The following is a 26,181-nucleotide window of genomic DNA, read 5'->3' as shown; positions in this document are numbered from 1 at the left end:
TGAAGCGCTTATAGATAGAATTTAACTAACACAAAAATTAGTAGCTTGTGTTCTAAAAGTGCAAATTCATATCTGATTTACATTTCCTTTGCACAAAATTTAATAGAGCATTTTTATGGAAGGACACTGGCTTCATACCAATGGACGAACACTGATTGCAATTGGAATTATTATAATCACAACTATTGTGATTGCGGTAGTCTTTAGAAAAATTGGCGACAGGCTCATAAAGAGACTTTCACAACGCGAAGATTTTGATCCAACTAATTTCCGCTTCCTTCAGCATATAATCACGGCAGTTTTGGTGATAGTGGGTATAGCCATGGTTATTTTCATGATCCCAAGTATGAAACATGTTGCTAAAACATTACTTACTGGAGCCGGTATTTTGGCAGTGGTAGTCGGTTTTGCTTCTCAGGCAGCATTATCAAATATAATTTCCGGTGTTTTTATTGTCATTTTCAAACCGTACCGCATCAATGATATTGTAACTATTCGTGATACCATGTCAGGCGTAATTGAGGATATTAGTTTACGTCATACAGTAATTCGTAATTACGAAAACAGGAGAATAGTTATTCCTAATTCGGTAATCAGCAACGAGGTGATTGTGAATGCCAATTATGAAGATGATAAGGTGTGTAAATGGATAGAGTGGGGCATTAGCTACACGGCAGATATCGATCATGCAAGAAGGGTGGTGCAAGAAATAGTGGAAGCACACCCTAACTTTTTGGATCATCGTACTCCTGAGGAAATTGCCAATGGAGAACCCAAGGTGCGTGTGAAGGTGCTGCGATTAGGTCAATATTCAATTGATATGCGGGCCTGGGCATGGGCCGAAACTTCAGCAAAAGGGTTTAATCTCAATGCAGATTGCCTGGAGGAAATTAAAAAGCGCTTTGATCGCGAAGGAATTGAGATTCCTTATCCTTATCAAAATTTGATAATCAAAGATTCGAACTCAAAACAGGAAAAATGAAAGGTGTATTCATAGGTGTCTTACTGCTGTTTGTAGCGTTTGCACAAGCCCAGGATTATGTAATTGTGCTCCACGGAGGTGCTGGAAACGGCATTAAAAAAGAAAATATAAATACCGAGGAACAAGAAGCCTATGAATTGAAAATGAGCGAAGCTCTGTTTGCAGGAGCGAAGGTTTTGGATACTGGCGGTGCGGCTCACCTTGCCGTTGTGGAGGTTATTAAAGTTTTAGAAGATTCTCCATTATTTAATGCGGGCAAAGGCGCTGTATTTACCTATGATGAAAGAAATGAAATGGATGCCTCCATTATGGATGGCAATACATTAAATGCAGGAGCAGTTGCTGGAATCGGAACCGTGAAAAACCCTATTACTGCGGCTTTGGCGGTAATGCAGAATTCACCACATGTAATCCTTAGCGGAAAAGGAGCAGAGGATTTTGCTAAGCTTCAAGGCTGTGAAATAGTAAGTGAGGATTACTTTAAAACAGAAAAAAGGCTGAAGAGCCTGGAGCGCTATAAAAAAGCTCATGGGTCAACTTCTACCAATTGGGAAGACAGTAAAATGGGAACGGTAGGCTGTGCTGTTTTAGATAAAAATGGCAATCTCGCAGCAGGCACTTCCACAGGAGGAATGACAGGTAAGCGATATGGACGCATTGGAGATTCACCAATAATAGGTGCCGGAACGCATGCTGATAATAACACTTGCGCACTGAGCTGCACTGGCCATGGTGAATATTTTATTCGTTATGCCGTGGCGCATGATGTGAGTGCTCGTATGGAATATGGCAATGAAAGTTTTCAAAATGCCGCATCAGCTGTAATTCACAAAGTACTAAAGCCAGCAGGTGGTGATGGCGGACTTATTGGTGTAGATAAGGATGGAAATGTGGTGATGGAATTTAACACCAGTGGAATGTTTAGGGCTTACCTTAAAGAAGGTCAGGAGGCGGTGGTGGAAATGTTTTAGTATCGCTTGGCTAAAAATCGTAAGTTTAATAAAAATCAGTTGTGATGAATGTCAAAGAGAAGATAATGGAGAGGGTCAATGCCATTGATAATCCTGAAATATTAACTGAAATATTAGAGTTGATTTCTGCTGAAACAGAAGCGGAGAGCCCTTACAAACTCAACCCTTACGAACAGAAAAGTATAAATGAGGGCATGGCGGATGTGAATGAAGGTAGAACGTATAGTCAACAAGAAGCGGATAACTTGATTTCAAAATGGCTACTCGAGAAGTCAGGTGGACACTAAGGTCAATTAAGGATAAAATGCTCATTTATGAGTATTGGTTGCAGAGGAATCAATCAGATGCTTATCCTCGCAAGCTTGAACGGTTGTTTAATAAATCAATGTCAATAACGGCAAAATTCCCACTTGCAGGTAAACCAACAGAGCTTGAGAATATTAGGTGTCGATTAGTGAAAGACTACAAAATATTCTATCGAATTAATGACAAAACTATTGAGGTGCTCACTGTTTGGGATTCAAGACAAAACCCAAAGGAGCTACGAATTTAAGTGACAAGGACTAACGCAACATGACCGAAGAATTTCTACACTACCTATGGCGCTTTCGCAAGTTTCAGCAGCTTGCGCTGAATACGGAAAACGGTGAGCCGGTATCTATAATCCAAACGGGAATTCACAATCACGATTCGGGACCTGATTTTAGCGAAGCCAAAATTCAAATTGGTGAACAGCTGTGGGCGGGAAATGTGGAAATTCATGTATCCTCTTCTGACTGGAATAAGCACGGCCACACTGGCGATAATGCTTATGACAATGTAATCCTTCATGTGGTGTATGAAGATGATAAACCTGTGCTTGATAAAAACTGGCAGCCTATTCCCACTTTAGTTTTAAAAGGGCTTTTTGACGAACAACTTTATTGGAATTATGAGCGCTTAGTGCAGGGACAGGAGGTGATTCCATGTGCGGCACAGTTTCCTGCTGTAGATGATATGATAAAGGAAAGTATGCTGGAGCGTGCTTTGGTGGAGCGTTTGGAAATGAAGGCAAATGCTATTCAGGATTTATGGGAGCAGAACAATCGCAACTGGAATGAAACATTTTACCAATGGATGGCCCGTGGTTTTGGGCTTAAAGTAAATGCCGAACCGATGTTGATGCTTGCTCGAGCGCTTCCTCAAAGTATTTTGGCAAAGCATAAAGATCACCTTTTTCAGCTTGAAGCTTTGCTATTTGGAACCGCTGGTATGCTTAATGATTCTGAAGAAGATTACGCCAAGGAGCTGAACAAGGAATTTCAGTTTTTGAAATCAAAATATGGTTTAGAAGAGATGGATGTTTCCATTTGGAAGTTTGCTCGGCTTCGTCCACCATCTTTTCCCACGGTTCGAATTGGCCAGTTTGCCGCGCTCATTCACCGTAGTGAAAACTTGTTTTCAAAAGTATTAGGCATTGGGAGCCTAAAGGTTTTAGAACAACTACTCAGTGATTCACCATCTATTTATTGGCGCGAGCATTATCGCTTTGGTAGCGAACACAATCGTACCAAAGCGGGCATGGGGAAAGCCTTTCAGGAGACTTTAGTTATAAATGTTGTGGTTCCCTTTCTATTTATTTATGGCAAAATGAAAGAGGAGAATTTCTACTGCCAGCGCGCAATGGATTTACTTGACCAAATGGGAGGTGAAGACAATAAGATTACGAGAATCTATAAAAACCTTGGTCTGGAAATGGAAACCGCTTTTCGCTCACAAGCGGCCATTCAACTAAATCAGCACTATTGCAGCTTGAAAAAATGTTTAAATTGCAGCATTGGAATACATTTGATTCGCTGATGATAGATATAAATGAAATAAGGGATTACTGCGAGCGTAGAGGTTTTGAAGTATGTTCACGAATGGGGGAGCGTATGGGAATTGCCCCGGGAGTGGTTCGCATGTATTTTATTTACACTTCATTTTTGGCCTTCGGTTCACCACTTATCATCTATTTAATCTTAGCTTTTTGGATTAAACTGAAGGATTATACCCGTGATTCCCGCCATTCTGTTTTAGACCTTTAGCACCTCAGGTCTATGAGTTTATTCTCAAGATTCACCATATTCAGAAATTTATATTTTGCCTTAGCGGCATTGCTTGGTATACTTACCGTGGGTGTGGTGGGTTATCGGCTTATAGAGGATTATACTCTTCTCGAATCTTTTTACATGACGGTAATTACATTGAGTACCGTTGGATTCAAAGAGGTGAGGCCTTTGTCAGAGGAAGGTCAAGTATTTACAGCACTTTTGATTATTAGCAGTTTTGGTATTTTCGCTTATGCCATCAGCACCGTGACACGTTCTATCTTAAGTGGCGAGCTGGGTAGCTATTTCAAAGTATATAAATTGGAAAAGAAAATAGATAAATTAGAACAGCACGTGGTAGTGTGCGGCTTTGGCCGAAATGGGCGTAGGGCTGCTCGCAAGCTTGAGGCCTATGGTCAGGAGTTTGTGGTGATTGAAAACGATGAGCAAATCATCAATCGGTATCTCGTAAATTCCAAGACAATGTATTTGGTGGGGGATGCTACCCAAGAAGATATTTTGATAAAGGCTGGAATTGGCAAAGCAAAGTCTTTATTAAGCACTTTGAGTAAGGATGCTGACAATCTATATGTGGTAATCACGGCACGAGATTTAAACAGGAACATGTCGATTATAAGTAGAGCAGCAACCGAAAGTGCTGATAAAAAGCTAAAAGCCGTAGGGGCCAACTATGTTATAATGCCCGAAGGTGTGGGAGGTGGACACATGGCTACCTTGGTAATGTCGCCCAATATTGTTGAGTTTCTAGAATACCTTTCTATTGATGGAAGCTCGGCCATTAATTTGGAAGAAGTAGAAGTGAGCCAACTCACTGACCGACTGGATAGCATGCAGATAAAGGATTTGGCACTTCGTCAGCAAACGGGCTGTAATATCATTGGGCTAAAAACACCAGAAGGGGAATACATTATAAACCCGGGGGCAACAACTGAAATCACTCCAAATTCACGATTATTTGTGTTGGGTAAACCCGAAGAAATAAAACACCTTTACAAAATCCTTAACTCATGAATGAAAAGAAAATACTTGGCGTATGTGCTTGGCTAAGCGACCGTTTTGATATTGAAGTGAGCATGCTTCGTATCATTTTTGTAATTGCCACTGTTGTGGGAATTGGCTCGCCTATTTTGATTTACTTAATCCTGGCTTTGGTTAAGCCTGCTAACTATTAAACCACTTTTCACAAACTCGAATTTACCGTCATGAAGATACTTACTACTGGTTCCAATGGTCTGTTGGGACAAAAACTCGTTCACAAGCTTTCCAAAGATTCTGAAGTAGAATTGATAGCCACAGCTCGTGGCGAAAATCGTCTTTCAAACAAAGAAGGTTACAAATACCATTCATTGGATATTACCGATGAAAAGGCTGTAGCCGAAACCATTGTCAAGTACAAACCAGATTCTGTAATTCACACCGCAGCTATGACCAACGTGGATGCCTGCGAAGCTGATAAAGAAGGTTGTGATAAACTGAATGTAGATGCTACACAATACATTGTGGATGCCTGCAAGGCAAATAATGCTCACTTGGTGCACCTTTCCACAGATTTCATTTTTGATGGTAAGGACGGTCCTTACGATGAAGAAGCCAAACCAAACCCAATCAGTTATTACGGAGAGTCAAAGCTTAAGGCTGAAGAGATCGTTTTGGAAAGTGGCCAGAATGCTGCCATACTACGCACTGTGTTGGTTTACGGTATTGCCGAAGATATGAGCCGTTCCAATATTGCACTTTGGGCAAAAGGAGCGTTGCAAAAAGGCCAACAAATAAATGTAGTGGATGATCAATTTCGCTCACCAACCTTAGCTGAAGATTTGGCTGATGGTTGCATTTTAGCCGCTAAGCAAAAAGCCAAAGGCATTTATAATATCTCAGGAAAAGATCAATTGAGTGTTTTAGAAATAGTGCAGCAAGTAGCAGATTTCTGGAAGCTGGATAAAGATCTGATTAACCCAGTAAGTTCTACTACCCTAAGCCAACCGGCAAAGCGTCCACCAAAAACAGGTTTTATTTTGGATAAAGCCATTCGTGAGCTAGGCTACAAGCCGCATTCTTTTATGGAAGGTTTGGCGGTGCTTGATGAGCAGATGAAGTAGCGGTTTGTTATGATCTCAACTAATTCTTTAGTTTTCAAACGGTTTACTTCTGAAGAAGAGGCTAAGGAAGTGGCTTCGCTTTTGAAAAGAAATGATATCGAGATTCAACTGACTTTATCTGCACCAAATGTAGATCTCAGCTTTTCAGGAGATACTATTCAAAATCAGTATGAACTAAGAATATCATCTAATGATTTTGATAGAGCGCGTCTTCTGTTAGAAAAGGAGGCGGATGTGAATTTAGAGGGTATAGACGAGAATCACTACCTGTATGAATTTACAAATATTGAACTTCTAGAGATTTTAGAGAAACCTGATGAATGGAGTGAGTTCGATATGGTTTTGGCCAAAAAACTGCTTGTATCCAGAGGTGAAGAAATTAGTGATGATTATATAATAAACTTGAGAAAGAATCGAATTGAAAATTTGGCTAAGCCGGAAAAGGCTAGTACGGTTTGGATTGTGGTGGGTTACATTTCAGCCTTTCTGGGTGGTTTATTAGGAATGACAATTGGTTATTTTTTATGGAACCAAAAGAAAGTGCTACCTAACGGGGCTAAAGTATATACCTATAAAGAAAGCGATAGTAAACATGGAAAGCAGATGTTTTTGATTGGATGTTCGGTTTTGCTCTTGAGTGTGTTCTACTACATATATCAAATAGCTGCTTAAGATTTCAGTGCAGCACAAGCTTAGGTAGTTGCGCGGATTTTAAATCTGTGCCATCTGGTTATAAACCTTCGTTAACCAGTCTACCAACTTCCCATAGCACCACCACCTCCAAAGTCTCCACCCCCAAATCCGCCAAAACCATCGAAGCCAGAGAAGTCTGCGAAGCTCCCTGAGTCCATCGTTGAAAACAGTCCGATAGATGTGAAAAGATTGGAGTTAAACTGGGTGTTGGAAATTTGTAAGAAGGAAACTTGATGTAGAAGTTCGGAATTGGCTTCAAGCTTTTTTAAGTTGTCTTCTTCTAAGTGTAAAATATGACAAGCTAAACCTTCAATCTTTTTATTTAGGCTCTCGTGATCGTTTAGAATTAGATTATCAATTTGACTATTTAATTCGTCAATTTTGGAATCTATTAACTTCCGGTATTTGATCGCCTTTCCACTAGGAATAAGTTTGAAGTAGCAAAGGCCTTTCTTTTTTAAGTCTTTGTTGACCAACTTGTCAAAGGAGGATTTATCTAATTCATTTTTAACATACCGCCTGATAGCAAAAAATCTCAGCTCTTCTTTGTCTTTAAACAACTTGAGAAAGAAGTTTTCGGCATTGCTCGGGTTTTCGTAGTCACTGAATTTTTCCCCGCGGCCAATAAAAATTCGAGGTCTAGGTTTTCCAAGGCGGAGATCAATAACTATTGATCTCCTGGATATATTGAGAATTTGCCTTAAGCAAAGATCTTGGAGTGTAAGTTTCAGCATCTCAGCTTCACTACCTGCAATTAAATTAGAAAGGTAGTAATGCTCTGCAGGAGAAATGGAATGTATTCCAGTTGAAGGCAATAGAGAGTGTTGAGCTTATTATTTCTTCTTATTCTTATCCTGAAAATCAAGAGAACGTACACCAAGGGCTTTCAAAAACTGCTTAGCTTTTATTTTAATGTTTTCCTTGGTAGAGGTCATTACCTTTTTGCTCAGTTTATCATCCGGGCGCGAAAGGAATTTAGAATCACGGTATTTAAAACCTTCACCAATTTCGGTGTAGAAATAGGTGTAAAAAGATTTTCTGGATTCACCATCCGGGCAATTCACTTTAGTAACCCCATGAGGAGAATTGTCATCTGTATAAAAAATGATGGCTCTGTTTAGTTTTGGAGCAATCTTGTGGTGCATGGTTTTCATTTCCTTATCCCACAGCTCCAGGTGCCCGCCCCATTCTTCCTGCCAGTTTTTGTTTAGGTAAATTAATAGGTTTACTCTACGCCATAGTCCGGCCTCAGGGTTCATGTTTACATCTACATGCACATCCACATAGCTGTTGTTTCCACCTTGGTGCACACCACTACCCAAAGAGTCACGGGTGGTGATGAGTCCTTCAATTCCTGTGAGCTCGCGTAGCCATTTGTAAAAATCTTCGCTACCTACTACTTCGCGTAATTCGCTAAAGGAAGAATCCCAGCGTTCAAAGTGGTAATCTTCAGATTTATCTTCGTTCAGGCTTTTACGCTTTACGTTTAGCGAGTCTAAAGAAGGAAAATTGGCATGGAGTTTCTCCGCAAGGTCTTGTGATAAAAAATTATCGAGAACCAAATGCTTACAAGGAGTTCCATTTTCATATTGCTCCTTTAGCTTGGCTCTTCCATCTTCGGAAGTATATTCAGGGTTGATGTATTTTATGTCCATCGTTTTCATTTCGTTACAAGCCTCAAATCTAAGCTTATTTAGAATTAATACGAATAGAAAGAAGCAAGATTTGGGCCGTGATTAATGTTTTTCAAAATAAAACCCTTCGATACTTTTCATTATTGCTCTGACATAATGAAAAACTCAGGGTGACATTTCGGTGATATAATGTCAGGCTGAGTGGCGCGACCCCCGAAGGCTTTCTGGGGAGCGGTGTATCGAAGCCGGGGTTTTGGATGACATTGGCTTTCAAAATCGTCAATCCCAAATCGTCAATCCCAAATAATCCTTACTTCCTCAACATCTTATAAAGCAAGCCAGGCACGAAAGTGTGCAAAGGCACCGCCAATAATTCCTTATTACCTATATAGCTGTGAAACGAATCCTTTGGTAAAACCTTCAGCAGTTTTTTAGCGAAAACATCTGTTGGCATTCCATTTTCTTGAGCAGGGCTATTCTTCTCCATTTTGCTGCCATCGGGTTTTAGGGAATTTATGGTCACATTAGTTTTTATAAAACCAGGACTCACTACTTGTATTTTTATAGGAGTATTGTGAAGTTCCTCTTTTAAGCTTTCGTAATAAAGGTTTACAGCAGCTTTACTGGCAGAGTAGGCCGCAAGGTTGGCTTGCCCAAATTTTCCGGCAATAGAGCTGATAGTAAGAATTTGCCCTTTGTTGGCTTTAAGCATTTTTGGTAAAATAGCCTTGGTGATAGCCACGTGTCCAAAATAATTAGTCTCAAAAACTTTGCGTTCTACCTCGTCACTGGTTTCTATCACCGAGCCAAATTGACCAATGCCTCCATTATTTATAAGGATATCCACTCCGTCAAAAGCTTTCCATGCAGTATCCACCCATTGTTGGGCTTCTTTATTATTTAATAAGTCTAATGGTAAAATTTGAATGGAATCCGGGTTCGAACACTCGCTTTTTACGCGTTCGAGCTCGCTTGCCCTACGCGCTGATAGTATTAATTGACATCCTTTGCTGGAAAGTGCTTTTGCCGTAGCTTCGCCTATTCCGGAGGAAGCTCCTGTAACCCAAATAGTTTTACCTTTGAAGTAAGACATAAAATATCTGTTTTATAGTGTTGTGAATTTTAAATATACTCTTATATTTGCAGCCCGAAAATAGGAAACGCACAGTAAAGATATATTAAGATGAAAAGGACTTATCAACCATCTAACAGAAAGAGAAGAAACAAACACGGTTTCCGTGAAAGAATGTCATCAGCTAGCGGCCGTAAGGTTTTAGCATTGCGCAGAGCTAAAGGTCGCAAGAGACTAACAGTTTCTGATGTAGGTAATCATAAAGCCTAATTTTGTCTTTTGAAAGTATAATACTTCAAGGTGTTGCCGTTGGTAACACCTTTTTTTTGCCTTGTTAATAAATTTTTACAAATCTTGACATTTAAAAGAATCACGATTTATGCCTAAGGATAATTCAATAAAATCAGTTTTAATAATCGGTAGTGGTCCCATCGTAATCGGACAAGCTTGTGAGTTTGATTATGCGGGTTCTCAGGCTTCGCGCTCACTACGCGATGAGGGTATTGAAGTAACTCTTATCAATTCCAATCCAGCTACTATTATGACCGATAAGGTGGTAGCGGATAACGTTTATTTGCTTCCGCTGGAAGTAGAGTCTATTGAAAAAATATTAGCTGAACATCCACAAATTGATGCGGTACTTCCTACCATGGGTGGGCAAACGGCACTAAACTTATGTATTGAGGCTGACAAGTCAGGAGTTTGGGAAGAGAATAATGTGCGCATCATCGGAGTAGATATTGATGCCATTAATATCACCGAAGATCGCGAGGAGTTTAAAGAATTGATGGGGAAAATTGGTGTGCCAATGGCTCCTCAAAAAACAGCTACTTCTTACCTCAAAGGAAAGGAGATTGCTCAAGAGTTTGGTTTCCCACTTTGTATTCGTCCTTCATTTACCTTGGGTGGTTCGGGTGCAACTTTCGTTTTTACTAAAGAAGAATTTGAAACATCACTTTCTCGCGGACTGGAGGCTTCTCCTATCCATGAGGTGATGATAGATAAAGCCCTTTTGGGTTGGAAAGAATATGAGTTGGAATTGCTTCGCGATGCCAATGACAATGTGATTATCATCTGTTCTATTGAAAACATGGATCCGATGGGAATCCACACCGGAGACTCTATTACTGTGGCTCCAGCCATGACACTTTCGGACACTACCTTCCAAAAAATGCGTGATATGGCCATCCACATGATGCGCTCTATCGGAACATTTGCCGGAGGTTGTAACGTTCAATTCGCGGTAAGCGATGATGAAAAAGAAGACATCGTAGCCATTGAGATTAACCCTCGTGTGTCGCGCTCTTCAGCCTTGGCAAGTAAAGCTACCGGATACCCGATTGCAAAGATTGCTGCCAAATTGGCGATAGGATATCACCTGGATGAATTGATGAACCAGATTACTAAAACCACTACGGCTTACTTTGAGCCAACTTTGGATTATGTAATCGTAAAAATTCCACGCTGGAACTTTGACAAATTTGAAGGTGCTGATCGTAGATTGGGACTACAAATGAAGTCGGTAGGAGAGGTAATGGGAATTGGTCGTTCCTTCCAGGAAGCACTTTCTAAAGCTGCACAATCATTAGAGATTAAGCGTAACGGACTTGGTGCTGATGGTAAAGGATATACCGATCAGGATGATGTTTTGGAAATGCTTGAAAAAGCCAGCTGGAACCGCGTATTCGTAATTTACGATGCCATCCAGTTAGGTATTCCACTTAGAAAGATTCAAGAGATTACCCGCATCGATATGTGGTTCCTTAAGCAAATTGAGGAGCTTGTTCGCTTGCAGGAAGAAATTGAAAAATATACACTTGACGATCTTCCTCGTGAGCTATTGATGGATGCAAAAATTAAAGGTTTTGCTGACCGTCAAATTGCTCACATGACACGCAAGCTGGAAAGCGAAGTGCATGATAAGCGTATTGAAATGGGCATCAATCGTGTGTGGAAAATTGTAGATACATGTGCTGCAGAATTCCCAGCGCAAACGCCATATTACTACTCTACATTCGAGAATGAAACACAGGACGAGAATGGCAAGGTTTATACTGAAAACGAAGCGATAGCTTCTGACAAGCCTAAAATTATTGTGTTAGGTTCAGGGCCAAACCGTATCGGTCAGGGTATTGAGTTTGACTACTGCTGTGTGCATGGTGTGCTTGCTGCCAAAGAGTGCGGTTATGAAACTATCATGATAAACTGTAACCCTGAAACTGTGTCAACAGATTTTGACACGGCTGACAGATTGTACTTTGAGCCAGTTTTCTGGGAACATATTTATGACATCATTTTGAACGAAAAACCAGAAGGTGTTATCGTTCAGTTGGGTGGACAAACAGCCTTGAAGTTGGCTGAAAAACTAGATAGATTTGGTATTCCAATTATCGGAACCGACTATCAATCGCTTGACTTAGCGGAAGATAGAGGTCGTTTTTCAGAATTACTGAAAGCAAATGATATTCCTTACCCACGCTTTGGTGTAATCACCAATGCTGATGAAGCACGTACTCTTGCGGAAGAACTTGGCTTCCCAATTTTGGTAAGACCATCATACGTGCTTGGTGGGCAGGGCATGAAGATTGTTATCAACCACGAAGAACTGGAACACCATGTGGTGAATCTATTTAAGAGTATTCCAGGAAACCGCGTTCTTTTAGACCATTATCTTGACGGAGCCATTGAGGCTGAAGCCGATGCGATTTGCGATGGTGAGAATGTGTACATTATTGGGATAATGGAACACATTGAGCCTTGCGGTGTACACTCGGGTGATAGTAATGCCACATTGCCTCCATTTAATCTTGGTGACTTGGTGATGCAGCAAATTGAAGATCATACTGTGAAAATTGCGAAAGCTTTGAAAACGGTTGGTTTGATCAATATTCAGTTTGCAGTAAAAGATGATAAAGTATTCATCATTGAAGCAAACCCAAGAGCATCCCGTACGGTACCATTTATTGCGAAAGCATACGATGAGCCTTATGTGAACTATGCGACCAAGGTTATGTTAGGAAAAAATAAAGTAACTGACTTTGACTTCAACCCAAAGAGAAAAGGTTGGGCTATAAAGCAACCAGTGTTTTCATTCAATAAGTTCCCTAATGTGAATAAGAACTTGGGGCCTGAAATGAAATCAACTGGGGAAGCCATTTACTTTATAGATAGTTTGAGAGATCCGGTATTTAAAAAGATATACTCTGAGCGTAATTTATATTTAAGTAAGTAGTGGGACTAGTAAGATTTGTAATTTTTGCTCTTTTCTTTTACCTAATTTATTTTTTGGTAAAGTTCATTTTTGTGAAACCCTTTAAGCAAGGGTATGCCAATGGTGGTAATAATGGTAAAAAAGGCAACAGCCCTTTCGGAAGAAATGAAGAAGGGAAAGTGACCATATCATTCAATCCTTATAAAAAGAAGAAGGATGACCACCAAATAGGTGAATATGTGGACTACGAAGAGGTAAAGGATTAAGGCAAAATTTCCTTAATAAATATGAAGCAGCCAAATGCTATAGCTTATTGCTATAGTTGTTGGCTGCTTTTTTATTTTTAAATGTTTGAGGTGATGAACTTGTTCAATCTTTCCGATATTCGTGCACTTACAAAAACTCCCTGATTTTATTTAATGAAAATCGTAACCATAGTTGGCGCGCGCCCTCAGTTTATTAAGGCAGCTGCTTTTAGCCGAAAGCTTTCTGAACTTACAGATTGGGAAGAAATTCTTGTGCATACAGGCCAACACTATGATTCCAACATGAGTGAAGTTTTCTTTGAGGAAATGAAAATTCCAAAACCTTCTTATCATTTCGAAATTCATGGTATGGACAGAGGTGAGATGTTGGAGAAGATGCAAGCTGCTATTGATGGAGTCATTCAGAAGGAGCAACCAGATTGGGTGCTAGTTTATGGAGATACCAACTCAACTTTGGCAGGAGCACGTGCCGCAAAAAAGCATGGAATAAAATTGGCCCATGTGGAAGCTGGTTTACGTAGTTATAACCTTGAAATGCCCGAAGAACACAACCGTGTGGAGACTGATCAGTTGAGTGACGTTTTGTTTGTTCCCTCTCAAAATGCTATTGATAACCTGAAAAAGGAAGGACTTGAAAAAGGGAGAGAAATAGTAAACGTGGGGGACATTATGTTTGATGCAGTGAAATTTTATGCTTCAAATAACGCTTACGAGAATGAAAGCCAACCGTATGCTTTGCTTACGCTCCACCGTGCAGAAAACACGGATAATCAAACTGTTCTTAGAAGGCTCCTGAGCACTGTGAATAAAATTAATGAGCAACTTCCTGTTGTTTGGCCAATGCACCCGCGAACTAAAGCAAAGTTGAGGGAGCTTGAAATTCCTGTTGAGGCGAAGGTTATTGACCCGGTCGGATATTTACAAATGTTGCCTTTGATTCAAAATTCGAAGCTCGTGCTCACGGATTCCGGAGGTCTGCAAAAAGAAGCTTTTTACCTAAATAAATTTTGCATTACACTTCGCAAGGAAACTGAGTGGACAGAACTTGTGGATTTGGGTGTAAACCGAATTTGTGGAAGTGATGAGGATAAAGTGTTGGAGGCATTCCAATATTTTACGGAGACTCCATTTACTATAAAGGCAAACCCTTACGGGGAAGGAGATACAGCGGAGAAAATTATCGATTCCCTCCGCCTATATTCCGTTTAGTTTTTTACAATTTTAACTTGTCGCGAAGCCCCGTTAAGGTTTAGATCTAATAAGTATACGCCCTTAGCAAGTGAGCTCAAATCAAGAGTTACTTGCTCTTTATTTTCGGTTACTCCTCTTTCTACAAGTAACTTGCCATTCAGGTCATAAAGCGAGATGATAGTTCCTGACTTTATTTCTGCTGGTAGTTCTATTTGTAAAAAATCATCAGCAGGATTAGGGAAAACCTTGATGCTTTCAAGTAAGCTTAGTTCGCCAATACTAAAGGGCATCATATTAATCTCTTCACAATATTTATCTTCTTTTCCACAAGTGTCGGTAATAGTTAAACAAACATTATATACCCACGCTCTGGAGTATACTATCAGCGGATTTTTCATGGTACTGAGACTTCCATCACCAAAATCCCAAAAATAGGATTGAGAGTCTGTAGATTTATCATGAAACTGAACGGCTAAGCTTTGCCCTACATGTTGGTATGTGTAATCAGCAATACCTTTTACCGGGCAGATAGTAATGTTCTGACACAGGGTATCAGTATAGCAATCATTACTTACAATAAGGCAAACTGTATAGGTTCCATACTGTAAATAGGTATGGGTAGGGTTAGGGTTTGTGCTCAAGTTGCCATCTCCAAAATCCCAAAGAATGGAGTTTGCATTTTGAGCATTTGAAGTGAGCCATATGGTATTTAAAGTGTCGCTGTAGCTAAATTTGGCAATAGCCGTATCCAGGCAAACTCCAATAGTTTTGCAGGTAGTAGTAGAGGTACAGATATCCATCACCGTTTGGCAAACCGTGTAATAGCCAGGTGCAGCATAGGTATGAGTGGGGTTAGCAGCAGTATCAGTGTTACCATCACCGAAGTCCCAAATAATACTTGTTGCATTCACCGAGGAATCGATAAAACTGACATTGAGAGCAGAAGTGGTTTGACCAAAAGCTGCGGTGAGTGTATCGTTACAAACCGTAATGGTTTGACAGAGTGTGTCAATTCGGCAAGAATCGGTAACATAAAGACACACATTGTAATTACCTGCCACAGTGTAAGTGTGATTGGCAATACTTCCATTGCCCGAGTTACCATCTCCAAAATCCCATTGAAAACTATAGCCATTTGAAATGGAAGTATCATTGAAAGTAACTGCTGTTCCCTGCATACTTGTATAAAAACCAAGTTTGGCGGTGTCGGGGCAGATTTCTATAGAATCGGTAATAAAAGTGGACTTACAGAAATTGTCAAATACTTTTAAGGTAACCTCATATTTCCCGGCCTGCGAATAATGATGCACAGGATTAGTTTGAGTACTGGTCTGACCATCTCCAAAATTCCATTCATAGCTGCTTATGGAGCCGTTCGAAAGATTGCTAAAATGAGCTGTCAAAAAGCTGGTGGAATCTGAATAATCTGGAGAAACTAAAGAGTCAAGTGAGCAAGTAAGTTCACCAATATTGTAAAAGGCATTAACTGGTACATTGCTTAGAGTACAAACATTATTGCTAGGCCAAAATATTTTAAGGGTATCAATCACGGTATCTTGCCCAAGCCCAAAGTGGATTTCGAAAGGTTCTTGAGAACGTCTTCCACTACCTGCACCCATATATCGCATTTGCTTCCCGCTGGCCGTAATGATTTCTATCCTAGATCCAATAGCGGCTCTGTTGCTTGCGCTCCCATGAAGGGCAAGCTTTAAGAAGTTGTTTGAATTTCTGTTGTTGAGAAATATAGAAATGGGTGATGATGATCGATTAGAGTTGATAATGTCTAAGAAACCATCATTGTTCAAGTCGGCTACATTACAGCCTTCAGTGCTATATGTTTCTGCATAAACGGGACCAGACGTTACATCACTAAAGGTTTCATTTCCATTATTCATATAAATAATGTTATTGTTTGCTGAAGATCCAGGTATTGATAAGTACATATCCAGATAGCCATCATTATCTAAATCGGCCCATACGCTACCACCAGTTTTAGCGTTGGATGTTACTAACGGACCGGTAGTTATTTTGGTAAAAGTTCCGTCACCATTGTTCTTATATAAAAGGTTAGTTAGTTGATATCTCCCTACAAAAAGGTCAATCCAACCATCATTGTTGAAATCACCCCAAGAAGCTGTATTGCAAGACCCACCCTCTTTTGTGATAATTGAGCTAGTATCATTTTTAAAGACTCCTCCACCATGGTTTTTTAAAAGAAAATTCTTTCCGTTGGTTTCGTTATTTGCCATAAAAATGTCGGGGTCTCCATCATTATCATAGTCAGCGGATATACTTGACCAAATTGCACCAATGCTAGTTGCAATTTCTCCTGTGTCAATTCTTGTAAAGGATAGGTTACCATCATTTCTATAAAGGTAATTTGTATCACCATTCCAGGAGGGCACAAAGAGGTCTATATCTCCATCTTGGTTGTAATCTAGCCAAGAGGCGGTAACAGAATAGATTATAGAGCTAGTGACAACATTGTTCATCTGTGAAAAGCCCGCAGACCCATTATTGAGAAAGAAGGGATTGGTTGCGGGATAGGCATCGGGCCAAAAGACGTCTAAATCACAGTCATTATCAATATCTGCCCAAAAACTTTGTCCCGACACTGTAGATTGAGTTATTACTGCCAAAGAAGAAGAGTCTAGAAAAGTGGAGTCCCCAGAATTATACAATAGTCCATTAGCATTTAATGAACCTCCACCCATAAAGATGTCCAGAGTGAGGTTATTGTCATAATCTATAAGAGCAGTAGATCTCCAGCTACCCGTTTTACCTGTCACGGTTGGGTCGTTTAGCCTAGAGAAATTTTGCCCCCATATAAATCCACAATCAAGTAATCCAATAAATAGAAGTAAAATAACCTTTTGTTGAAGTGTAAATCTAGTTTTCAATATATGGGGACTTTTTGGGTATTGGCAAAAATACGGTTTACAGTGAGACTTCAAGTGGCAATTGATTGTTAGAAAGGATGAATGGAATTTCTCATATTTGTGGCCATGGCCAATCAAGGTGTAATTTTTCTTACCGGAGTAGGGCGCTCGGGCACTACAATGCTCCAGAGTATGCTCCATTCACATTCGGAAATCAACTTTTCTGTGGAAACGCATTTTATCAAACGATATGTGGTTCCTTTTTTATTGACAAAAGAAATAGTGAAAGGTGGTACACTGGCCAGTGATAAATTTATACAACGATTATCACTTAAAAAGCAAGCGGAGCTTTGTTCCAAAGACTTTGCTTCAATTGAAGATTTATACCAGGCATTCTGTGAAATAATGAAGCCGGAAAATGATTCCACAATAACCTTTCTTGGAGATAAAGACACGGAGTATGTCCGTTATTTTTCCCACATAAAGGAGTTTGTTCCAAAAGCCTATATGATTCATATTGTGCGTGATCCTAGAGATGTAGTAGCAAGTAGGCTCAAAACAGAATGGGGCGCCAAAAGGAGCCCGGAATTTCATATGGCGGAATATCAGTATTATCTGAAAAAAGTAAGAAAAGAAGGGCCAGAACTTTTTGGAGATCGCTTTTATGAGTTGAAATATGAAGACTTACTGGAAAATCCTAAACGGGAATTAACAGGCTTACTCTCCGTTTTAAATTTGACCTATGAGCCGGAAATGCTTAATTTTTATAAAAAAGGCAATGACTTGGTTTCTGACGATGAGCGGAAATGGAAGGATAATGTATCCAAACCTTTGGATAAGTCAAACAGCGGAAAGTGGAGGAGTTCGCTAAGTATCAATGATGCAGCCACTTTACAGCATGGCTTGGAAGACTTTTTTGATGAAATGGATTATGACAAGGTCACGGCCAAAGTATCACTTGTACAGAAAATGAAAGTACAAGCTATCAAGCAGCTTTTTGTGGGAAAAACATTTAAAGAAAGGTTGAAGTAATGGCAAAGGCCGGATTGATATTTACCACCGATTATGAAATCTTTGGGAATGGTAGCGGGTGCGTTGAAAAATGCATGATTGAGCCAACCGAACGAATGGCTTCCATTTTAGAAAAGTACGGAGCAACCCTCACTCTCTTTGTAGATGTGTGTGAATATTGGGCTTTTGAGCAAGAGTTTGCTTCAGGGAAATTAAAGAAGGACTGGGCAGGGCAGATCAAAGCTCAGCTACAGGATTTAGCCAAGCGAGGGCATCATATTCAACTGCATTTTCACCCGCAATGGTTAGACTATTCTTTCGATGGAAAAAATTGGACATTGAACTATGATCTATGGCGAATTGGTAAACTGAAATATGAAGATCTGGAATTTCCTGCCAAGGGCTTGAAGAATTTATTTGCCAAAGGCAAGAAAACCCTTGAAGAAATTATTACTCCCGTAAAGGAATCTTACAAATGTCACATATTTAGAGCTGGAGCCTGGAGTATGCAACCTGAGAAAGATGTATTGAAGGCCATGAAAGAAAATGGTTTTGACATAGACAGCACAGTGGCATCGGGCTTGTCATTTCAAGACGAGTTTACATTTTATGATTTTAAGAATAGCCCAAATGACGCCTATTGGAAAATTGATGAGGATTTGAATTCAATTTCAATGAATGGCAAAATCAAAGAGATTCCAATTTTCACCACAGAAATGCCGCTTTCAAAAAAGGTAAAATTCCTTGGACTAAAGAAAAAGAAGGGGATTGCAATGAAGCCTCAAGGCTGTGTGGGTACATCTTTGGCCACAGCTGGAAAAGGAAGGTTAGCCAAGCTTACAGAGGTTTTAAGTGAAAAGAGAAAGATGTTCACCTTTGGTGATGCCACTTCCTTTGAAGAAATGACTTACTTTGCGAAACGTGCAGTAAAGAGGGCAAAATCGTTTGAGAAAGACATTTTTCCAACTGTTGCGATAAGCCATCCAAAAACATTTGCAAACGAGCGGGAGCTCGACAGTTTTTTGGAATGGGTTTCAAGAAATAATAAAGACATAGAGTTTACTAATTACAATAGAATTTAATGACTAATAGGATTTTAGTTACTGGTGGAGCGGGGTACATAGGTTCCGTGCTTGTTCGTATACTTTTAGAGCAAGGTCATCAGGTAAGAGTTATAGATAATTTGATGTACGGTGGTGAGTCCATCATCGATCTTTTAGAACATCCCAATTTTGAATTTGTAAAAGGAGATATCCGTAATCGGGAGGATGTGGAACTTGCTGTACAAGATGTTTATGCAGTGGCACACCTCGCAGCTATAGTGGGTGACCCTGCTTGCGCAAAAAGTCCTGAACTTACCAATGAAACAAATTTGGTAGGAGCAAAAATGCTTTACGAAGTAGCCAATGCAGCCGGAGTGCAGCGATTTATTTTTGCGAGCACTTGTAGTAATTATGGTAAAATGGATGATCCAAGCCAGTTCGTTACTGAAGAATCTACACTGGCTCCAGTTTCGCTTTACGCAGAAACTAAAGTGGCTTTTGAGAAATTCCTTCTAGGTCAGGATCAAGCCAATTCAGCCAAACCTACTTGTTTGAGGTTTTCTACGGTTTATGGTTTGTCGCCACGAGTTCGCTTTGATCTTACCGTAAATGAGTTTACCAAAGAGGTGGCTCTAGATAGAGAGCTAGTGATTTTTGGAGAGCAGTTTTGGCGTCCTTACTGCCATGTAAGAGACCTTGCTCGTTCGGTAAAGATGTGCATTGAAGTCCCGGCTGAAAAAGTTTCATTCAATGTATTTAACGTTGGAAACACCGAAGAAAACTATCAGAAGCAAATGATAGTAGAAGAAATATTAAAGGTGATTCCAGAAGGAAAGGTGAAGTACGTAGAGAAGAACGAAGACCCTAGAGATTACCGTGTGAATTTTGATAAAATCAAAAAAGAGCTTGGGTTTGAAATAACACTTACCGTACCCCAAGGAATTGAAAATCTGTATAAAGCCATAAAAGAAGGATTCGTGTCCAACCCCGATGAGCAGAAATACAAAAACATTTAAGAAGGTAGTAGACTTCGTAAAGGAGTGGTACGATACCGAAGAGTTTCTTCCATTACATGCACCAAGTTTTAACGGTAACGAAAAGAAATACCTGAACGAGTGTATTGATTCTACATTCGTGTCATCGGTAGGGAAATTTGTAACTGAGGCGGAAGAAAAATTTGCGAAAGCAGTAGGTACAAAATATGCTGTGGCCGTGGTAAATGGAACCAGCGCCTTGCATTTGGCACTGAGAGTAGCCGGTGTGCAAAAGAATGAAGAAGTAATTACCCAACCACTGACCTTTGTGGCTACATGCAATGCTATTAGTTATTTAGATGCTATCCCTGTTTTTGTGGATGTGGATAGAGAAACACTAGGACTCTCAGAGGATGCACTAGAGAAATTTCTTGAGGAGAATGCTGAGATGCGGAATGGTGTATGTTATAACAAGACTTCCGGTCGAAGAATAGGAGCGTGTTTACCTATGCATACTTTTGGTCATCCAGTAAAGCTTGATGAAATCAAAAAAGTATGCGATAAATGTAATATCACTTTGGTGGAAGATGCAGCGGAGTCTGTTGGCACCTTCTACAAAGGCAAACATACAGGTAATGTGGGGCTAGTTTCTGCTTTTAGTTTTAATGGAAATAAAACGATAACCTGTGGTGGTGGTGGTATGATTGTAACCAATGATAAGAAATTGGCGCAGCATGCTAAGCACCTTTCTACGGTGGCAAAAACTCCACACCCTTATGAGTTTTTTCATGATGAAATAGGCTACAATTATCGTATGCCTAATATAAATGCCGCTTTGCTTGTAGCTCAATTAGAGCAGTTAGATTCTGTACTTGAAAACAAAAGGGAAACAGCCGAAGCTTACGAAAACTTCTTTCAGAATATTGAAGGTATTAAGTTTATTAGTGAACCTAAGCATGGTAAATCAAACTATTGGTTGAATACAATAGAATTGACTGATAAAGAAACTCGAGATGAGTTTTTGAAGTATACAAACTCCAAAAGTGTAATGACCAGACCTGCGTGGATATTGATGAATGAACTCCCAGGGTTTAAGGATTGCCAAGTGGGAGATATCACCAACAGCCGATATTTAGCGGATAGATTAGTAAATATTCCAAGCAGCGTAAAAAACTAATATGGGCAAGCCTGACTTTATTCTAATTGGTGAGACCAAATGTGGAACTACCTCTATGTATAATTACTTAATCCAGCACCCAAAAGTGTTGGATACGTTTGGTAATGGTGAGGATTATGACAGTTCATACGCTACTAAAGAAATTAGATTTTTAGATAAGTTTTACGATAGAGGTTGGGACTGGTATTTTTCATGTTTTCCTGAAACAGGCCTCGGTGAGGTGACAGGTGAGGCAACTCCCATGTACATGTATCGTACTCAGGTTGCACAGCGATTAAAGAAACATTTGCCTGACGTAAAGTTATTGGTTCTATTGAGAAACCCTGTAGATCGGTTGATTTCAAACTATTACCACAATTACAAATGGGTACCAGGTTGGAAGGAACAATATCCCGATATAAGAACGTATTTTTACGGCTGCCCGGATAGAGATTATTATCAAATAGATAAGAGCATATATTATTTTGCAATGCAGCGCTGGCTGGAGCATTTTCCGCTTGAGCAATTTTGTATTGTGAAAAGTGAAGATATGTATGAGAGGCCCCAAGAAGCATATCTACAAGTGACACGTTTTTTAGGCCTTGAAGATCATCTTCCAAAAGAATTTCCAGTATTTAGAGCCAATGATTATAAACCTATCGACCCCAAATTCAGGGGTGAGTTGGAGGCATTTTACAAGCCGTATAATGACAAACTGGAAGCATTGATTAATCGCAAAATGAACTGGTACTAATGAATAAAGAGGAAGTAATCAATCAGCTAAGTATAGCCAAGGATGCCAGTATACTGGAAGCTATAAAACGCATGGATGAACTGAAGAAGAAACTGCTCATGGTAACTCATGATGGTCGATTTTTTAGTCTTTTAAGTATTGGTGATATTCAAAGAGCTATTTTGAAGAATGTATCTTTTGAGTTGCCTGTAGAGCAAATACTTCGCGAAAACATTAGAGTGGCTCATGAGCGTGATTCATTTGATGAGATAAAAGCGCGAATGTTAAAATTCCGCATGGAAATGCTACCCGTGCTGAATGATAACAAAGATGTAGTACAAGTTTATTTTTGGAATGAAATTTTTGGAGAAGCCTACAAGCGTTTTGTAGGTGATCTTGATGTTCCGGTAGTAATAATGGCTGGAGGTAAGGGTACAAGGCTAAAGCCTATTACTAACATAATACCAAAAGCCCTAGTGCCCATTGAAGAGAAACCGATTGTAGAAGTTATTATTGATAAGTTTCGATTGATGGGCTCAAAAAAATTCTACCTCTCAGTGAATTATAAAGGGGACATGATCAAGCATTATTTTGATCAGGTGGAAAAAGATTATAGCCTGGATTATGTAACGGAAGACAAACCTCTGGGCACGGCTGGAAGCTTACATTTATTAAAGAATCAACTAAAGGAAACTTTCTTTGTGACCAACTGCGATATTATAATCGAGCAGGATTATGAAGAAATATATAAGTACCATAAGCGCGAGAAAAATGACCTTACCGTAGTGGCCGCACTAAAGCATTATGCCATCCCTTATGGAATTTTGGAAACCAAGGAGAAAGGCTTGCTTACATCACTTTCTGAAAAGCCAGAACTGACTTTTCAGGTAAATTCGGGCATGTATATTCTAGAGCCTGAATTGCTGAATGAAGTCCCCGAAAATGAATTTTTTCACATTACTCACCTGATGGAAAAGGTAATGGAAAGAGGTGGTAAAGTGGGTGTTTTCCCTGTGAGCGAGGGCTCATGGATGGACATTGGCGTATGGAGTGAATACAATCGTACTCGACAAATTTTGAAAGAAAATATTTTTGACAATTAGCATGAAGCAATTCATAAAAAACCTGTTTTTAAGTAAAGCAGAAAAGAGACATCGTCTTGTTGGCAATCCTAAATATTGGAAGGTGAAGCAGGAGTTTCAGATTAACTTTTTGAAGCAGCAAAACTTACAACCGGATAGTAAATTGCTGGATATTGGCTGTGGCACTTTGCGAGGAGGGATTCCACTAATCAAATTTCTGGATAATGGAAATTACTATGGGCTTGAGGTACGCAAAGAAGTATTGGACGAGGGAATTGCTGAAGCAAAAGAACGAGGGGTGATGAATAAAAACCCGAATCTCATTCATTTTTCAGATTTTAAGGACTTGAAACTCAATACCTCTTATGATGTGATGTTTGCCTTTTCGGTATTGATTCACATGACTGATGAAATTGTGGATTCATGTATTCAATATGTAGCCGAAAACCTTGCTGCTGACGGTAAGTTTTATGCAAATGTGAATTTGGACAGCAATAAGAAAGGCCAGTGGCAAGGCTTTCCTGTGATGCACAAAGATTTGGAATTTTATAAAGCACTATCCTCAAAATACAATTTGAAGGTTGATATTATTGGCCGATTGGCGGATTTTGGTCATCATACGGGAGACCCCAATCAGGACAATCAATCGATGCTGGCCTTTTCAAAATAATGTAATGCCGCTTTCGCAATCTTGCTGCTTTAGCTAAGCTTTTGATAGCGCTCAATTATTTTCTTGATGTTTCCACTAAAGTTGAAATTATCGTTTACCGCATGATATCGCTTTAATAGATCTTCTTTTGATGTGGTATTTCCATTAATGATACTCTTCATTCCATTGTATACAGCTTCGCTTTCAAGAGGTATCAAAGGAATGTTGAGGTCAAACTTTTCATTATACATTCTATAGGGGAGGATGTCAGTAACTACAATCTCTTTTTGATAAAATTGAGGCTCTAAAAAGGTGGTGGAAAGCTGCTCATTGGCCGCTATCTGAAGACCTGCGTCCATTTTTTTCCAAATCATTTGCATATCGCCAAAGGAGAGGAAACCGTGTTTTTGTAAAATCACGTATTCGCTCAAGCCTGATTTGTTTATTTGTGTGCTGTATTTTTCCAGTAAATCTTCCTCATTGGTGTTACCCAGCCATAGGTAAACAATAAAGTTAGTTAGCCCATCCTTCACAAGTTTTTCGGCAGCTTCTATCACCAAATCGTGTCGGCTGTTTGGGCTTATACTTTTCGGAAAGAAAAACTTCACCTTGTCTTCTGGTAAAGTGGCAATAAACTGGTTTGTTTCTTCGTCATCAGCTACGGTATGGTTGGTGAAATTCTCTTTTTGAAGTCCCCAATAATACACTTGGATGTTATCGTTCCACCCCGTTTCTCTAAGAACATGAGCCGTGCCGTGCCAGTTACAGTGTATGATGTCAGCATGACTTATCCCGTATTGAAACATTTTTCCTTTTATACCACCTTTTTTTGCTTTGTGAATCAACCACTCATTCCATACGTTAAAGATGAATTTTGACTTCTTATTTCGCAAAAGTGAAAAGATGAAAAGTATCAACGCGCTATGGCCGCCATGATACCAGATGAGGTCATACTCAGCACCAATTACTTTTGAAAGCTTAGCAAGCTTGAATGGAGAAAACGAAAACTTATGATACTCTATGTTATCGGGCTTGGGAAAGTAGGTGCGATCATTTGCATAAATAAATGTGAGCTGGTGTTCCGTAGAAGCGTTGAAATACTCAAGAAATGGAAGAATGTTATGACCACCTGCTCTTCCGTGAAACATTAATACTTTCATAGAGTAAAATAGAATGTTCGGTTTATTTTTAGACTTTCAAATATGCGCTTCAAAGCCGACTTTCGCATAATCTTATATTTGCCAAATATAGCATTTTGCACATGCAAGTAATGCTAACGTTTGCTTTTGGAAAGCACGGTATATAAGCCAGCAATAATGACTAAAACAAAGCCTTGGTGAGAATTCATTTTTTTATTCCTGATAACCCAAACCCTCTGAATTTTAGGTATTATCATGCTATAGTGGTACTGGCCGAAGGCTTGAAAAAGGAAAAGATTGAATACTTCGGAAATACTGATTACTGGTATGATCCTATAAATCAAGAATATTTAATTACTAAAGCGCCAGAAAAATATCGGGCGGATGTAAATATATACTTGGGTAAGTGTTTTGAAGAAGCAAAAATCAGGATTGATAAATCCCGAGTTAATATTCTTCTTGACACTAGTGATGGAATGTTTACCTGTAGTTCAGAAAAGAGGTTTATGCAATTTGACCTCATTTTTAAAGCGCATTATAACTCCAATTACAACTATTCAGAAAAAGTAAAGCCGTGGCCGTTTGCTCTCAGTAATAGAATTATTGACACGATTGATGAAACACGAGTTTCAAAACAAGAGGATAAAGTATTGGTGAATTTTAGAGGAGGACACACTCTGCGCAAGCTGGTGATTGCTAATTTTCATCCTTTGTTGGCAGATAAATATCTCATTGATGATTCTACAGAGGTAAAGCTGAAGACTTCAGATTTTGAAAGGATAGAAAATGTGAAGGATATTCACAAAAGCTATTTGTACCAAACGGCCCAGCGGCATAATCCTAAATATTTTGAGCGGCTAAATGGCGCTTTGTTTACTTCGGTTTTTGGTGGTTTTGTAATGTTAAAGCCTATCCGAAAGTACAAAATGAGACCACCGTTCAGGCAGCTTTTTAAGCACCAGGTTTTACTATCAGGGATTAAGATTAATTCCAAAAACTACTTTATGTACCAGTATGACAGCTGGCGTTTTTGGGAATCGCTATATGCGGATACTGTGCCAATCCATTTAGATTTTGAAGAATGGGGTGCCGTACTTCCGGTAATGCCGGTAAACGGTGTGCACTACATTGGTGTGAAGAATTTTGATTTTGAAGCTTGTGCAGAGTACATTAAAAGTCTAAGCCACGAGCAAATAAAACAGATAGCTGAGAATGGCAAAAAGTGGGTAATAGAAAATTATACTCCAGCGAAGGTGACACAGTATGTGGTTGAAGAAATTAACAAGATGAAAAAGTTAAAGTAGAT

General features: G+C 39.5%; 27 protein-coding genes. 22 read left to right on the top strand and 5 right to left on the bottom strand.

The features are described from left to right. The first annotated feature begins 115 nt into the window (after nt 1-115). From OWEHO_RS06985 to OWEHO_RS06945, 10 genes are read left to right on the top strand one after another with little or no spacing between them, the layout of a single operon-like run. A complete protein-coding gene (locus OWEHO_RS06985; protein ID WP_014201772.1) occupies nt 116-982 on the top strand; it encodes a mechanosensitive ion channel family protein in 867 nt (288 codons plus the stop codon). Then, nucleotides 979-1,953 (top strand): isoaspartyl peptidase/L-asparaginase family protein, encoded by a 975-nt coding sequence (locus OWEHO_RS06980; RefSeq protein ID WP_014201771.1) that lies wholly within the window; start codon nt 979-981, stop codon nt 1,951-1,953. The genes OWEHO_RS06985 and OWEHO_RS06980 overlap by 4 nt, the downstream gene beginning before the upstream one ends. Nucleotides 1,954-1,997: 44 nt before the next feature. Beyond that, on the top strand, nt 1,998-2,240 hold the full coding sequence (locus tag OWEHO_RS06975; protein WP_014201770.1) for a hypothetical protein: 243 nt from the start codon (nt 1,998-2,000) through the stop codon (nt 2,238-2,240). Further along, on the top strand, nt 2,210-2,506 hold the full coding sequence (locus OWEHO_RS18770) for a type II toxin-antitoxin system RelE/ParE family toxin (protein WP_014201769.1): 297 nt from the start codon (nt 2,210-2,212) through the stop codon (nt 2,504-2,506). The genes OWEHO_RS06975 and OWEHO_RS18770 overlap by 31 nt, the downstream gene beginning before the upstream one ends. A 20-nt stretch (nt 2,507-2,526) precedes the next feature. Continuing rightward, entirely contained in the window at nt 2,527-3,792 is a 1,266-nt protein-coding gene (locus OWEHO_RS06970; RefSeq protein ID WP_014201768.1) for a DUF2851 family protein, read from the top strand. Then, a complete protein-coding gene (locus OWEHO_RS06965) occupies nt 3,792-4,019 on the top strand; it encodes a PspC domain-containing protein (protein WP_014201767.1) in 228 nt (75 codons plus the stop codon). The genes OWEHO_RS06970 and OWEHO_RS06965 overlap by 1 nt, the downstream gene beginning before the upstream one ends. Nucleotides 4,020-4,031: 12 nt before the next feature. Next, a complete protein-coding gene (locus OWEHO_RS06960) occupies nt 4,032-5,054 on the top strand; it encodes a potassium channel family protein (protein WP_014201766.1) in 1,023 nt (340 codons plus the stop codon). Further along, nucleotides 5,051-5,215, top strand: coding sequence for a PspC domain-containing protein (locus OWEHO_RS06955; RefSeq protein ID WP_014201765.1), 165 nt, complete (start codon nt 5,051-5,053; stop codon nt 5,213-5,215). The genes OWEHO_RS06960 and OWEHO_RS06955 overlap by 4 nt, the downstream gene beginning before the upstream one ends. Nucleotides 5,216-5,245: 30 nt before the next feature. Beyond that, nucleotides 5,246-6,142: an SDR family oxidoreductase gene (locus tag OWEHO_RS06950; RefSeq protein ID WP_014201764.1), complete on the top strand. Its 897-nt coding sequence runs from the start codon at nt 5,246-5,248 to the stop codon at nt 6,140-6,142. Between the two features lie 9 nt (nt 6,143-6,151). Continuing rightward, nucleotides 6,152-6,814 carry a hypothetical protein gene (locus OWEHO_RS06945; protein WP_014201763.1) on the top strand — a complete coding sequence of 221 codons (663 nt, stop codon included), beginning with the start codon at nt 6,152-6,154 and terminating at the stop codon, nt 6,812-6,814. Nucleotides 6,815-6,894: 80 nt separating this feature from the next. Here OWEHO_RS06945 and OWEHO_RS18550 read toward each other — a convergent pair whose 3' ends face one another. The 3 genes from OWEHO_RS18550 to OWEHO_RS06930 all read right to left on the bottom strand — a co-directional run bounded on the left by OWEHO_RS18550 (nt 6,895) and on the right by OWEHO_RS06930 (nt 9,562). Continuing rightward, nucleotides 6,895-7,650 (bottom strand): hypothetical protein, encoded by a 756-nt coding sequence (locus OWEHO_RS18550; RefSeq protein WP_014201762.1) that lies wholly within the window; start codon nt 7,648-7,650, stop codon nt 6,895-6,897. Nucleotides 7,651-7,668: 18 nt separating this feature from the next. Further along, nucleotides 7,669-8,490: a 2OG-Fe(II) oxygenase gene (locus OWEHO_RS06935; RefSeq protein WP_014201761.1), complete on the bottom strand. Its 822-nt coding sequence runs from the start codon at nt 8,488-8,490 to the stop codon at nt 7,669-7,671. A gap of 289 nt (nt 8,491-8,779) precedes the next feature. Further along, a complete protein-coding gene (locus tag OWEHO_RS06930; protein ID WP_014201760.1) occupies nt 8,780-9,562 on the bottom strand; it encodes an SDR family NAD(P)-dependent oxidoreductase in 783 nt (260 codons plus the stop codon). 90 nt (nt 9,563-9,652) lie between these two features. On the opposite strand from OWEHO_RS06930, the gene rpmH reads away from it, so the two are divergent. The 4 genes from rpmH to wecB all read left to right on the top strand — a co-directional run bounded on the left by rpmH (nt 9,653) and on the right by wecB (nt 14,227). Beyond that, nucleotides 9,653-9,811 (top strand): 50S ribosomal protein L34, encoded by a 159-nt coding sequence (gene rpmH / locus OWEHO_RS18205; RefSeq protein WP_014201759.1) that lies wholly within the window; start codon nt 9,653-9,655, stop codon nt 9,809-9,811. 109 nt (nt 9,812-9,920) lie between these two features. Continuing rightward, nucleotides 9,921-12,773 carry a carbamoyl-phosphate synthase large subunit gene (gene carB / locus OWEHO_RS06925; RefSeq protein ID WP_014201758.1) on the top strand — a complete coding sequence of 951 codons (2,853 nt, stop codon included), beginning with the start codon at nt 9,921-9,923 and terminating at the stop codon, nt 12,771-12,773. A gap of 71 nt (nt 12,774-12,844) precedes the next feature. Next, a complete protein-coding gene (locus tag OWEHO_RS18480) occupies nt 12,845-13,018 on the top strand; it encodes a hypothetical protein (protein WP_169312766.1) in 174 nt (57 codons plus the stop codon). A 153-nt stretch (nt 13,019-13,171) separates the two neighbouring features. After that, nucleotides 13,172-14,227 (top strand): non-hydrolyzing UDP-N-acetylglucosamine 2-epimerase, encoded by a 1,056-nt coding sequence (gene wecB / locus OWEHO_RS06915; RefSeq protein WP_014201756.1) that lies wholly within the window; start codon nt 13,172-13,174, stop codon nt 14,225-14,227. Here the strand turns inward: wecB and OWEHO_RS06910 are convergent. Then, a complete protein-coding gene (locus OWEHO_RS06910) occupies nt 14,224-17,109 on the bottom strand; it encodes a PKD domain-containing protein (RefSeq protein WP_014201755.1) in 2,886 nt (961 codons plus the stop codon). The two genes, wecB and OWEHO_RS06910, sit on opposite strands and share 4 nt — an antisense overlap. Nucleotides 17,110-17,190: 81 nt before the next feature. Here OWEHO_RS06910 and OWEHO_RS06905 point away from each other — a divergent pair, with 81 nt between their 5' ends. From OWEHO_RS06905 to OWEHO_RS06875, 7 genes are read left to right on the top strand one after another with little or no spacing between them, the layout of a single operon-like run. Continuing rightward, on the top strand, nt 17,191-18,120 hold the full coding sequence (locus OWEHO_RS06905) for a sulfotransferase family protein (protein ID WP_014201754.1): 930 nt from the start codon (nt 17,191-17,193) through the stop codon (nt 18,118-18,120). After that, nucleotides 18,120-19,181, top strand: coding sequence for a polysaccharide deacetylase family protein (locus tag OWEHO_RS06900; RefSeq protein WP_014201753.1), 1,062 nt, complete (start codon nt 18,120-18,122; stop codon nt 19,179-19,181). The genes OWEHO_RS06905 and OWEHO_RS06900 overlap by 1 nt, the downstream gene beginning before the upstream one ends. Further along, nucleotides 19,181-20,158, top strand: coding sequence for an NAD-dependent epimerase/dehydratase family protein (locus tag OWEHO_RS06895; protein ID WP_014201752.1), 978 nt, complete (start codon nt 19,181-19,183; stop codon nt 20,156-20,158). Before OWEHO_RS06900 ends, OWEHO_RS06895 begins: the two co-directional genes overlap by 1 nt. Continuing rightward, complete coding sequence (locus tag OWEHO_RS06890; RefSeq protein WP_014201751.1) at nt 20,133-21,293, top strand: LegC family aminotransferase; 1,161 nt, start codon at nt 20,133-20,135, stop codon at nt 21,291-21,293. The genes OWEHO_RS06895 and OWEHO_RS06890 overlap by 26 nt, the downstream gene beginning before the upstream one ends. A gap of 1 nt (nt 21,294) precedes the next feature. Continuing rightward, the gene (locus OWEHO_RS06885) at nt 21,295-22,026 is read left to right on the top strand and encodes a sulfotransferase domain-containing protein (protein WP_014201750.1); all 732 of its coding nucleotides are present in this window, start codon (nt 21,295-21,297) and stop codon (nt 22,024-22,026) included. Further along, a complete protein-coding gene (locus OWEHO_RS06880; protein ID WP_014201749.1) occupies nt 22,026-23,108 on the top strand; it encodes a nucleotidyltransferase family protein in 1,083 nt (360 codons plus the stop codon). Before OWEHO_RS06885 ends, OWEHO_RS06880 begins: the two co-directional genes overlap by 1 nt. 1 nt (nt 23,109) lies before the next feature. Continuing rightward, entirely contained in the window at nt 23,110-23,757 is a 648-nt protein-coding gene (locus tag OWEHO_RS06875; RefSeq protein ID WP_014201748.1) for a class I SAM-dependent methyltransferase, read from the top strand. A gap of 29 nt (nt 23,758-23,786) precedes the next feature. Here the strand turns inward: OWEHO_RS06875 and OWEHO_RS06870 are convergent, their stop codons facing one another. Next, nucleotides 23,787-24,896 (bottom strand): glycosyltransferase family protein, encoded by a 1,110-nt coding sequence (locus tag OWEHO_RS06870; RefSeq protein WP_041627482.1) that lies wholly within the window; start codon nt 24,894-24,896, stop codon nt 23,787-23,789. Nucleotides 24,897-25,072: 176 nt separating this feature from the next. On the opposite strand from OWEHO_RS06870, the gene OWEHO_RS06865 reads away from it, so the two are divergent. Beyond that, nucleotides 25,073-26,179 carry a hypothetical protein gene (locus OWEHO_RS06865; protein WP_143764539.1) on the top strand — a complete coding sequence of 369 codons (1,107 nt, stop codon included), beginning with the start codon at nt 25,073-25,075 and terminating at the stop codon, nt 26,177-26,179. Nucleotides 26,180-26,181 lie beyond the last annotated feature (2 nt).

It is taken from the genome of Owenweeksia hongkongensis DSM 17368, from assembly GCF_000236705.1.
GTDB classification, from domain to species: Bacteria; Bacteroidota; Bacteroidia; order Flavobacteriales; family Schleiferiaceae; genus Owenweeksia; species Owenweeksia hongkongensis.
This window is presented reverse-complemented; position numbering and strand designations above follow the sequence as displayed.